Origin of the sequence: uncultured Alteromonas sp., assembly GCF_963976965.1 — a bacterium.
Classification (GTDB): domain Bacteria; phylum Pseudomonadota; class Gammaproteobacteria; order Enterobacterales; family Alteromonadaceae; genus Alteromonas; species Alteromonas naphthalenivorans.
The window spans coordinates 13,939-25,089 of record NZ_CAXBMP010000010.1 but is presented as its reverse complement, the minus strand read 5'-3'; the positions used below and the strand labels follow the sequence as shown (position 1 = coordinate 25,089).

Annotated in this window: 9 protein-coding genes; 6 read left to right on the top strand and 3 right to left on the bottom strand. The window is 43.2% G+C overall.

Annotation, left to right across the window (positions count from 1 at the left end):
• Positions 1–41: 41 nt before the first annotated feature.
• Positions 42–359 (bottom strand): DUF3718 domain-containing protein, encoded by a 318-nt coding sequence (locus AAC006_RS09745; protein ID WP_126873575.1) that lies wholly within the window; start codon positions 357–359, stop codon positions 42–44.
• Between the two features lie 369 nt (positions 360–728).
• Entirely contained in the window at positions 729–1,523 is a 795-nt protein-coding gene (locus AAC006_RS09740) for a DUF2189 domain-containing protein (RefSeq protein ID WP_126873576.1), read from the bottom strand.
• A gap of 362 nt (positions 1,524–1,885) precedes the next feature.
• On the opposite strand from AAC006_RS09740, the gene AAC006_RS09735 reads away from it, so the two are divergent.
• Positions 1,886–3,106: a pyridoxal phosphate-dependent aminotransferase gene (locus AAC006_RS09735; RefSeq protein ID WP_126873577.1), complete on the top strand. Its 1,221-nt coding sequence runs from the start codon at positions 1,886–1,888 to the stop codon at positions 3,104–3,106.
• A gap of 67 nt (positions 3,107–3,173) precedes the next feature.
• Positions 3,174–3,773: a 5'-deoxynucleotidase gene (yfbR, locus tag AAC006_RS09730; RefSeq protein ID WP_126873578.1), complete on the top strand. Its 600-nt coding sequence runs from the start codon at positions 3,174–3,176 to the stop codon at positions 3,771–3,773.
• A 75-nt stretch (positions 3,774–3,848) separates the two neighbouring features.
• On the opposite strand, the gene AAC006_RS09725 is transcribed toward yfbR, so the two are convergent.
• Entirely contained in the window at positions 3,849–6,362 is a 2,514-nt protein-coding gene (locus AAC006_RS09725) for a vitamin K epoxide reductase family protein (protein WP_339891195.1), read from the bottom strand.
• Between the two features lie 696 nt (positions 6,363–7,058).
• On the opposite strand from AAC006_RS09725, the gene coxB reads away from it, so the two are divergent.
• From coxB to AAC006_RS09705, 4 genes are all read left to right on the top strand, one after another.
• Complete coding sequence (gene coxB, locus AAC006_RS09720; RefSeq protein ID WP_126873580.1) at positions 7,059–8,078, top strand: cytochrome c oxidase subunit II; 1,020 nt, start codon at positions 7,059–7,061, stop codon at positions 8,076–8,078.
• Between the two features lie 68 nt (positions 8,079–8,146).
• A complete protein-coding gene (gene ctaD, locus AAC006_RS09715; protein ID WP_013784318.1) occupies positions 8,147–10,090 on the top strand; it encodes a cytochrome c oxidase subunit I in 1,944 nt (647 codons plus the stop codon).
• The gene (locus AAC006_RS09710; protein ID WP_260563631.1) at positions 10,087–10,758 is read left to right on the top strand and encodes a cytochrome c oxidase subunit 3; all 672 of its coding nucleotides are present in this window, start codon (positions 10,087–10,089) and stop codon (positions 10,756–10,758) included. The genes ctaD and AAC006_RS09710 overlap by 4 nt, the downstream gene beginning before the upstream one ends.
• Positions 10,759–10,761: 3 nt before the next feature.
• Positions 10,762–11,145 carry a hypothetical protein gene (locus AAC006_RS09705; RefSeq protein ID WP_126873581.1) on the top strand — a complete coding sequence of 128 codons (384 nt, stop codon included), beginning with the start codon at positions 10,762–10,764 and terminating at the stop codon, positions 11,143–11,145.
• Positions 11,146–11,151: the final 6 nt, after the last annotated feature.

The following is an 11,151-nucleotide window of genomic DNA, read 5'->3' as shown; positions in this document are numbered from 1 at the left end:
ACATAACAGCGCAGTCACCCGCTAATTTAGTAAACGCACAATTAACTACGTGACGTTAGGTATTCGTGAACTGAGTTGGCATCACGCTCAACAGAGAACTTGATTAAGTTAACACCATTACATGTTAAACCGTCTTCTGCAGTTACCATACGTAAAACTTCACGTTGGCTTGCACCAATACGGCCTACGTTACGGGCAAGGCTTGAACGCAATACTTTAATATCATCAAGTACTACCGCTTTACAGAAACCAGAAAATTGTGTTTCGCCTACAAAGCGTACGTCTTTTACTGGGGCAGCGTTAGCATTAACAGCAAAAGCTAGTGCAGCAGTAGCCGCTAAAGTTTTAAGTAATTTCATCATTAGATCCTCAAAGGTTTTGGCAAACTCGTAAAAGCAGTACAAGGAAGGTATTCCCTGAGTGCCCTTTATTTATGACCTAAAATGGAAACTAATGCTGTTTAAAGATTGTATAAGGCGAGTAAACTAACGGTAAATCAGAATGTTACAAAGTCTTTAACGAACTATAGGTTTGATTTATAAAGGATTATCAATACCAATTATATTTCTTTGTTATAAATAGGCGGGTTTTACTATCAAAACGGTCTAATACTTTTGTATATTTCTGTTAATAAAAAGCACAGCAGTATGAAATTTTCACAAAAAAAAGCGGGCTGACTCAAGAAAAAACCGTCCACCCGCTTATTTTTGTTGTAATAAAACTACATTTTACTCGTATTTTCTCAACCGCTTGGTAGAAATCGCATCTATATAAGCATGCCACGAGGCATAACCGATAAGAGGCATTAATACGATAAAGCCAATAAACTGTGTTACGAACCCTATTACTACCGCAGTGAATATTATTGCGCCCCAGATAAGCATGGTTATTTTGTTAACCCAAACCGCGTTGACACTGGTGAGCAGCGCAGTGGCTAAATCCACTTTACGTTCCATCAAAATAGGTTGAGTGAACGCTGTAATGAACAACATCAACATGGTAAATCCAGCCCCTACTATTGAGCCAAGTACCAAGAATGGCATTAGGCTTTGAAGGGTAGTTTCTATATTAGATGGATACAATGCATGAATGAGGGATGCGACTCTCAGCCAAAATATCATCATTACCATGAGCAAAATACCAAACCCCCACTCGTTGACTGCGTTTCTTCGCATAGAGCGCAATGAATGTAAAAAGCTTGGTTTGTGGCCTTTCTCTAATTCCCAGCTTATATCGTATAAGCCTGCTGCTAAAAATGGACCAACCAACATAAAACAAACGATGGCGGGCATTATTACTAAGTGCCAACCAGTCATTTCTACTAAGTACATTATGAACCAAGGGATCACCGCGAACATAACGCCATAAACCGCAGTCAAAACAGGCGTACGCATTGCATCCCGTAAGCCTAGTGAAAGCCATTTTATAGGATCGCCTATATCGAGTTCCTTACAAGGAATTACCCTTGCAATACCGCTTTGTGTTATCGCATTTTCTGGGGTTTCTTTAAAATGGTGCGACATAATGAGAATTACCTCTGCTATTCCACGTAAAAGGTGTTGGCGCGCCCATACTAATGCGCCGTACTTATACGATAGGCCGATTCACACTATTTTACAATTAATTAACACTATTTTATCCTTTATGATAAGTATTTTTTTCTAATTAGCTGTTTAATCGCAGGTTTACTTCATGAAGAATATTTAAAATATGCATTTAAAAATTAAAATTTCGCTATTTAGGGGCTATTTTATGAGGTAAAGCTCACAGAGGCGTCCATTTTTTAATCAAATCGAAATATATTTCACGTTTTGCGTTAATTTAGGCTTCGCAAGGGTATGTGGTTTACGTTAACCTCAAGGTCTGTAAATTAATCAGATAGACCATGAAAACTGTATCTCGCTCACATAAATTAGATAACGTTTGTTATGACATTCGAGGACCCATTGCGGCGCAAGCTCGAAAAATGGAAGATGAAGGCCACCGTATTTTAAAATTAAATATAGGTAACCCTGCCCCATTTGGTTTTGAAGCCCCCGACGATATTCTTAAAGACGTTATTCATAACCTGCCCACTTCTCAAGGATATTCAGATTCAACGGGAATTTACGCGGCACGTGTAGCAGTAATGCAGTATTACCAACAGCGTAACATTCAGCATATTCGTGTAGACGATGTTTACATTGGTAACGGCGTTAGCGAATTAATAATGATGGCCATGCAGGCGCTACTTAATCATGGTGACGAAGTACTGATCCCAAGCCCAGATTATCCATTGTGGACAGCGGCAGTAAGCTTATCTTCTGGCTCTCCAGTACATTATAGATGTGATGAACAAGCGGGTTGGTTCCCTGACTTAGACGACATAAAAAGCAAAATTACCAGCAAAACACGGGCTATTGTACTAATTAACCCGAACAACCCTACTGGCGCAGTGTACGACAAAGCCTTGTTGCAAGACGTCGTCGATTTAGCAAGAGAACATGGATTGGTTGTTTTCAGTGATGAAATCTACGATAAAATTTTATACGACGATGCCGAGCACACCTGTATTGCCTCTCTTGCTGACGATGTATTTTTCGTAACGTTCGGCGGATTGTCGAAAAACTATCGTGTTGCAGGGTTTCGCTCTGGTTGGTTAGTGGTAAGTGGCAACAAACGTTTAGCAAGAGATTACATTGAAGGCTTAAATATTCTGTCGTCTATGCGGATGTGTGCAAACGTTCCCTGCCAAAGTGCAATTCAGACTGCGTTAGGGGGCTATCAGAGCATAAACGATTTAGTGAAAGACACGGGTCGCCTTCGCATTCAGCGGGATGTGGCGGTAGACATGCTAAACAGTATTGACGGTATACACTGCGTTAAGCCTAAAGGTGCTATGTATTGCTTCGCTCGCGTTGATGAGAAAAAATTCAACATAAACAATGATGAGCAGATGATTTTAGATTTGCTGCGCGCTGAAAAGATTCTATTAGTACACGGTAAAGCATTTAATCTGACTGACGGCGTTTATTTCCGTTTAGTGTTTTTACCCCACAGTGATGTGCTAGTTCCGGCGCTTCACCGTATAGGTAACTTCTTTCAACACTATCAACAAGGCGCTTAGCCGTTCGCGGGACGCTTACCAATAGCGGCCCTGCTCTTTTGCTTCCCTTTCGACTAGGAACCATTTAATGAAAGAAAAAAGCACATTTTTGGCGTGGATCACTAGGATGCCACTGTTAGAACGATGGGCATTGATGCACTGTTTTCAACAGGAGAATGTATCAGAGCATTGTCACCAAGTGGCTGTAATAGCGCACCTACTGACTGTTATAAAAAACAAACGCTTTAACGGAAATCTCAACCCTGAAAGAGCGGCAATCCTGGCCCTATATCACGAAGTATCGGAAACTAAACTCCAAGATATCAATACCAACACAAAGTATCATAACCCCGAGTTTACTAAGGCATTCAAGACACTTGAAAATATTGCTGAGAAAGAGTGCTTAGCGACGCTACCTGAAGATCTTCGAGATGAAATGGAGTCGTTGATTGTGCAATCTAAGGTCGACCCTGAGTACAAGGCTATCGTAAAAGCTGCTGACCTACTTCAGGCTTATGTTAAAACAAAAAATGAGCTTCGTTTCAATAACGATGAATTTTGTCATGTAGAAGAGCACCTTACAGCCAAATTACAAGCACTAGAATCTAGCATGCCAGAAGTGAAATGCTTCATGGATATATTCCTAGATAGTTGCACCACTACGTTAGACAAATTGTCAGAAACTTAGACGCCCGATTTCCTTAGCCCTTTATCCCCTAAACCTCTTAGCACGTTAGGCATACTTACTATTACAGTATGCCATCTAAAATATGGCCTTATCCCAAAGGCCATAACGATTATGTATATTCCCCTTTGGTAAACTTAACCCAATGAGTAAAGCACCAGAAAAGATACTAGATGCAATAGCCATAGCGCCTACACTATAAATAAACGGGGTAACAAACAACGCACCTCCCAACGGAATAAGCACATATCTAAACGCTCTCCCTGTTTCTGCCAACGCTGTGACAACCACCGTTATTACCAATGCACCAATAAGATGGTCTGCGTTGGCCATGCCTCCCTCTGCCCCCAAGGTCATTCGAGTAAACATTAGCCATATACCAATAGGTACGCATAAAACCAAACCTATTGGAAATGTCACACCGCCACCTACCAAGTCTTTTATTATGGTGCCTACGGGGCGCTCGAACTCAGAACGTTCAATCTTTTCGGCTGTACCTTCATCGGTATCACCGGTAAACAATATTCGTAGAAGAGGACGACCTTGCTTTTTGCGACGATACAAAAACGCTGATGTTGCCACTAATTCATCTAATGAATAAGGGATTTGAATTAGCATGGCCGCCGCTGCAATCAAACAGAGCGTACACCATGTACCTAATAAGATTGGTTGAATGATAATGAAGAGTATAGAAATAGCGCCTAAGGGAACTATCATGATCCCAAAGAGCATAACTAACCACGGCATAGTCCGCCAACGGCGGGTAGAGCCCATTATTCCTGTGAGAATTTCAAGTGCGTAAGTCATTGCCCCAAGACCTGCGTCTGGAACCGGCCATGCTTCTGAAAATGAGGATGTGATAATTTCCTCGGTACCATTTTGCGGGTCTGAAGCAACCCCAGTAAAGAATGGGTCCCAAACTGCATCAATGTGACCGAGTTGGTACGCACATAAATACCGCGATATAAGGAACCCAACAAAGGCTAAGGCTATAACTGGCATCCGCTGTAACCATCCTGATGGATTAAAATCCCAACCCGGCGGTACATTTGGACCCGTTTCCGCTGCCACGTTAGCCACTCCTGGTGTAGGTCTAGTGCATACAGCGAAACCAATTATCAACATACCGACCAAAGTGTCATTCAAATACCCTGCGGCACTTGGTGCCCAAAATATCAAAGGAGCACACAACAGCCAAAACCCGACTAAGCCAGCGCCCCATCGTGCCCACCCCATCCTCCATGACAGCGACATGCATGAGAAAAACATTAACGCAAATGCGCTTATATAATTGCTGACACTCATGGCTTGCGATACATAGCCCAAGATGGATGGCGCACTCAGCAACCAAAACGCGAGTCCTATATTAAGAAAATGTGCCCATAAAAAGTTTTGATGTTGGTCACGGTAACGTTTCTCATTCTGCTCTCGTACTGTGTGAGAATTTTTATCTTTTTCGCTACTTGTTTGTATCCAGTCAGGGCGAGTAATACCGTTCTTTTTATACCAAGCGGAGGGATCGGCTTTCAAATGACTCGTTAAACTCTGTAATTTATCGAAGATTTTATGTTTAGGCTGCCAATTTAATTGCGTTTTCGCACGGGAAATATCGAGATGATAATGTTGCGATGCAAGATCAATCATAAAAGGCTTAATGAACGGCTTTTCCCCATGATCGATTGCATCCGGGACAACTGGCTCAGTTTTCACCTGCATCCAAGCACCTGCTTTCGCGAACATGTCTGGCACATTGACAGTATTCCACTGTGTCTCACCGAATAATAAGTTACCAATTCTGTTTTGTAATGCCTGGTAGCTCATGACTTCTTCTTCGCCCGCCAAAACAACATGCGCTTTTGGCAGTGACTCTCGTCTTTCAATGACTTTTTCAAACACGTTTATCATGTCTTCTTGATGTATAAACGACTGACCAGCCATAAGGTCGCCAGCATACACATGGCTTTTCATATCCCGTTCATACACTCTCGCAATTTGATGAGACAAGGTAGGCACCGCGGTTTCATCATCGTATAACCCAGCTAGACGTAATATTGTGTAGGGTATTTTATTGTCATTTTTTATGATTACGTTTTCGGTACGGGCTTTCGATTTGGGATATTCCCATGCGGGCTCAACAGCTGTATCTTCATCGACTTTTTGACCTGGCACCCCCGCTTTGTGTACCAACATGGTGGAGGAATAAACAAAGCGTTTAACTTCAAAGTTGGCGAGACCATTTAAAAGGCGCTTAGTCCCTTCAACATTTACCTCTTCATATAACGGGTTAGGCTTACCTGTAAAATCAAAATACGCTGCCAAATGCACCACTGCCGCAATTTGTTTTCCGTGATATTCGCGAATTTTATGCAAGGCCAACTCGATTGATTCATCTGAGGTTAAATCGCATATGTAGCTCTCATCTGCGCTCTCACATTCATCGCGGTCCAATCCAATTGTGGTGTAGTTAGTACTTAGTTGCTGACAAAGGTGAGTGCCTATATTTCCAGAGGACCCCGTTATTAAAACGAGTGGCTTACCAGTATCTTGAGAATCGGTTTCATTATTCATAGAGAGGTCCGTTGAGTGATCCATTTAGATGCCCTTTGAGCAATTCACAATTCACGTAACATGACAAGATAAAAATATCTTTTCGTGCAGTTAGTTTGCCACTTGTCCAGCACCTGTTTGGCGATACCGCCGTTCATCGCTGTGCATCAATAATTCAGGACTCATCGGACCTATTCTGGCTCATTCAGATTGTATGATTATTGCCGCCCTGTTCGCGTGTATGCGCAATATTTTCGCCCTCCGGTAATTTTTTACATGCATTAGTCAAAGAGGCATTGTGACTTATGCATAAAATCTTTTTAAACGTTTGATACGGCTCGGATATCGGGTTCAAACCTTAAATAACCATTCCGCCGTCGCCATTTTGCTGCATTAAATTATGTAGATGCTGGTTGACCAGAATAAATAAGCTGGGATGTTCTGGCTAGGATCATGCAACGTGCAAAAAGTGCAAGAAGCTGTTTAGGCGAACACACTTTATTTCAAGATTTGAAATCAAGCCTTACAAGTGGTGATAACCGTGCTGAGGTGTTATCAGCGCGCTATAAGTCTTCGATTAAGATGGGATTCGAGGCGAAAAGCAAAGATTTGGCTACGTGTAATTATTACAAACCGCCTAAGTAATATTTACTCCGCTTCTTTTGTAAATGCTTCAAATAATAAGTACCTAGGTGTTCTGAAGTCGGGATAGAACAATCAAATGGAGATAGGTTATAAAAGATGCACTTTTGGTCCGAAGTTAGTCGTAAAGCCATCTATGTAGGCATGTTGTTGCTATCAAATATACCTTTGCTGTATGCGCAAAGCCAATCTGCTATTGAACCTGCCAGTGCCCAAGCACGAGGGATCAGCTACATCTGGTGGAGTATGTTTTGGGTTGCGGTAGCGGTTTTTATTGCCGTTATGCTTATATTAGCTTGGGGCCTGTGGCGTGGAAAAGCTGACAAACCTACTCATCTTAGTTACCTCGCCAGCCGTAATTTGGTCATCGTAGCTGGCGTAGCGGTACCTTTGATAACCGTTATATGCTTAGTGGGCGGTAGCTTATTTTTAGGCCGTACATTATCGGAAAAACCACCAGCGGACGCACTCGAAATACGTATCACCGGATGGATGTGGTGGTGGCAAATTGAATACCTTGATGAAAACTCAAACACTATCGCGACCACTGCGAACGAATTGCATGTCCCCGTCAACAAGCCCATTCAACTTTACCTAGAAAGTGGTGATGTTATCCATAGTTTCTGGGTGCCCCAATTACACGGCAAAACCGACCTTATTCCTGGGCGCACAAACTCAAGTTGGTTTGAGGTTGATGTTTCAGGCACCTTCCGCGGGCAATGTGCTGAATTCTGTGGATTACAACATGCTCTTATGGGGTTTTTGGTGGTCTCTGAGCCTCAAGCTGAATTTGATGCCTGGTTGGCAAATCAGCAAACCCCATCAAGTGCACCATCTACTAGTGAAACTACAGCGGGTCAACGGGTCTTCTTTGAAGCAGGTTGCCAGCATTGTCATACTATTAAAGGCACAGACGCAACGGGCACTGCAGGCCCCGATTTAACCCATCTAGCGTCTCGACAATCAATCGCTTCAGTTACTAGGCAAAACAGTAGAGCACATTTGGGTGGATGGGTCGCTGATCCTAATGGAATCAAGCCTGGCGCAAAAATGCCTATGTCTCAATTGGAGCCTGAGGAACTATCCAACCTACTGGATTACTTACAGAGCCTGAATTAATCACACTGAACGACAGCAAAGAGTGCGTTAAACCGCGGTTAAAAACACTTGATAAAAAGGGATTGAGCTTGAAAAATCAACCACAAACTGAACAAGCTATTTTCGATGACCAAGACGGTTCTGAACCTATTTTAGATAAAACGTGGCTGTCACCTCCTGGTTTCTTTGGCTGGTTCACCCATGTAAACCAACGTCAAATTGGCTTTCGCTTTGTTGTCACATCTCTCATTTTCTTCGCCTTAGGCGGGCTTCTCGCGCTAATGATGCGATTACAGTTGGTACAGCCAGAAAACACCTTAATGGGGGCTGAGTTTTACCATCAAATAATGACAATGCATGGCACCACCATGATGTTCTTCTTTGCGGTGCCGGCCATGGAAGGGCTGGGTATCTACTTAGTGCCCTTAATGCTTGGTACTAGAGACATGTCGTTTCCCCGGCTTAATGCATTTGGTTATTACGTTTATTTGATCGCTGGTATCACATTGTATTTGGCGCTCTTTCTGGGAATGGCACCCAATACGGGCTGGTTTAGTTACGTCCCTTTAGCGGGCATTGAGTATTCCCCAGGGCGAGGGGTGAGTTTCTGGACGACCATGATCACCTTTATCGAGATATCAGCGCTTACAGCGGCAGTTGAGTTAATTGTTACCATTTTAAAACAACGAGCGCCGGGAATGACGTTAAATCGAATGCCAATTTTCGTTTGGTCCATACTGGTTATGTCGTTCATGATTGTATTCGCTATGCCCACCGTAATGGTAGGTAGCGTATTACTGGCACTAGACCGCACATTTTCTACTCAGTTTTTTGTGGCTACGGGTGGCGGCGACCCACTGTTATGGCAACACTTATTCTGGTTTTTTGGCCACCCCGAAGTTTACATTATTGTAGTACCGGCGCTCGGTATTGTATCCACTGTCATTTCAACATTCTGTCAGCGAGAAGTGTTTGGTTATACCGCGGTTGTGCTATCGATGGTTACCATAGGTTTCGTGTCTTTTGGATTGTGGGTACACCACATGTTTACCACAGGTTTACCTCACTTAGGGCTAAGCTTTTTCACCGCAGCAAGCGCTATGATAGCGATCCCCAGCGGGGTGCAGATTTTCTGTTGGATTGCCACGCTATGGGGTTCAAAAATTCAATTTAAAACGCCCATGCTATTTATTATGGGCTTTTTTGCTGTGTTTGTTATTGGCGGTTTAACTGGGGTAATGGCCGCCTCAATTCCATTTGATATGCAAGCTCACGATAGCTATTTCGTAGTTGCTCACCTCCACTATGTTCTTATCGGTGGAGCAGTATTGCCGTTTTTTGCAGGTTTATATTACTGGTACCCTAAAATGACAGGTTCGATGCTAAATGAGCGCTTAGGACGCTGGAGTTTTTGGCTTATATTTATAGGGTTAAATCTAACCTTTTTTCCAATGCATCAACTAGGGCTTGATGGCATGCCTAGGCGGGTTTATACCTACTTACACAACATGGGCTGGGGAGAAGTTAACTTTTTCGTAACCTGTGCCGCGTTTTTAATGGCGTTCGGTTTTTTACTCACCTTTATCAATACGCTTATCAGCCCCTATCAATCTCGCGCTGCTAGCAGTAACCCCTGGAATGCAGATACCCTTGAATGGTGGGCTCAATCGCCCCCGCAAAATTACAATTTCAGGCATCTTCCTGTTATTAGCAGTCGCACACCACTTTGGCAAAAAGTGCCTTTGCAAAAAGTAACCGGGATCCGTGCTGATCGCCGCGAAATAATCATCACAACTTTGCTAGACGCAAAACCCCAGGGGGTGTGTATTATGCCCTCACCTACTTACTGGCCATTTGTTCTGGCATTAACCGTTGGGTTTGGTTTTCTAGGGTTTATGTTTAAGCCTATTTTATTTGTGGTTGGTTTCTTTCTAAGCTTTTTCGCTATTGTGGGGTGGTTGTGGCCTACAAGACCTTGGCTAGAAGAAAAAGAGCCTAAAGACGGTCATCCTGTCAGAGGTTTACAGTCATGAGCGAACAAATGAATAGCATGAGCGAACAAATGAATAGCATGAGCGAACAAATGAATAGTGAGCGCCCAGATAATAACTCAGATGTGGACGTATCCAACTTTTCACGGCATTTAAATGGTCATAATGCACCTATCTGGTGGGGAATTATCGGCCTAATATTAATTGAGCTTAGCGTGGTCTCAGCGTTTACCGTTACCTATCTGTATTTATATATGCAGCACCCTCAGTGGCCCCCTAATGATATTCCTGCGCCACCTTTGCTTATTCCGACCTGGTCGATGATTTTAATGTTGCTAAGTTGCGTAACTATGTATCTAGCGGGTAAAGCTGTTGAAAAAAATCAGGCTAAGCACTTTGTTGTATATACCTTCGCGTCGGTGGTCATGGCTTGTTCGGTGTTGTGGATACGGTGGTTGCAATTTGGCAACTTTGAAATGCGCTGGGATCAACACGTCTATGGATCTTTGCTGTGGACCATTTCGGGTTTTCACTTTATTCATATTGTTTCTGCTGCCATCGGCACCGCTGCCATCGGCCTTTTTGGTATGGCCGGCTTTTATACCAGACAACGCCAGATTGGCGTAGTAGTCGATACTATGTATTGGAACTTTGTCGCCTTTGCATGGCTTCCTTTTTACTTAGTACTGTATTTCTTTCCTAGGTTATAAATAATGACTAAACCCGTTTCACTTAACCGAGTTGGTTCCGGATACCTTTGGCGTTTTTGGTTCATTGCCATCGCAGCGTGGGCACTGCAACTGTTTATCTGTTACGCCCTTGTAGAATGGCACTGTGCCAGACCCAGCACTTTTTCTGAGCAAACATTACAGCGGATTGTAGGTATTGTTACCGCTGTATGCTTTGTCGCGGCACTCGTAAACCTGCGTTACGCGTTTCGCTATTATCGACAACTCAAGAAACAAAAAAGCAGCCAGTCGCGGGAAATATTCATGTCCTCGGGTGCCTGCATAATGAGCGGGTTTTTAGCCGCAGTGATTTTGATGCAAGGTTGGCCAACCTTACTTCTAGCCGCCTGTAGCAGTGCGGGAGGATAACAAAGC

Coding starts and splice junctions, on each gene's coding strand:
- AAC006_RS09745 (WP_126873575.1), bottom strand. CDS start 359: ATGAAATTACTTAAAACTTTAGCGGCTACTGCTGCACTAGCTTTTGCT.
- AAC006_RS09740 (WP_126873576.1), bottom strand. CDS start 1,523: ATGTCGCACCATTTTAAAGAAACCCCAGAAAATGCGATAACACAAAGC.
- AAC006_RS09735 (WP_126873577.1), top strand. CDS start 1,886: ATGAAAACTGTATCTCGCTCACATAAATTAGATAACGTTTGTTATGAC.
- yfbR (WP_126873578.1), top strand. CDS start 3,174: ATGAAAGAAAAAAGCACATTTTTGGCGTGGATCACTAGGATGCCACTG.
- AAC006_RS09725 (WP_339891195.1), bottom strand. CDS start 6,362: ATGGATCACTCAACGGACCTCTCTATGAATAATGAAACCGATTCTCAA.
- coxB (WP_126873580.1), top strand. CDS start 7,059: ATGCACTTTTGGTCCGAAGTTAGTCGTAAAGCCATCTATGTAGGCATG.
- AAC006_RS09710 (WP_260563631.1), top strand. CDS start 10,087: ATGAGCGAACAAATGAATAGCATGAGCGAACAAATGAATAGCATGAGC.
- AAC006_RS09705 (WP_126873581.1), top strand. CDS start 10,762: ATGACTAAACCCGTTTCACTTAACCGAGTTGGTTCCGGATACCTTTGG.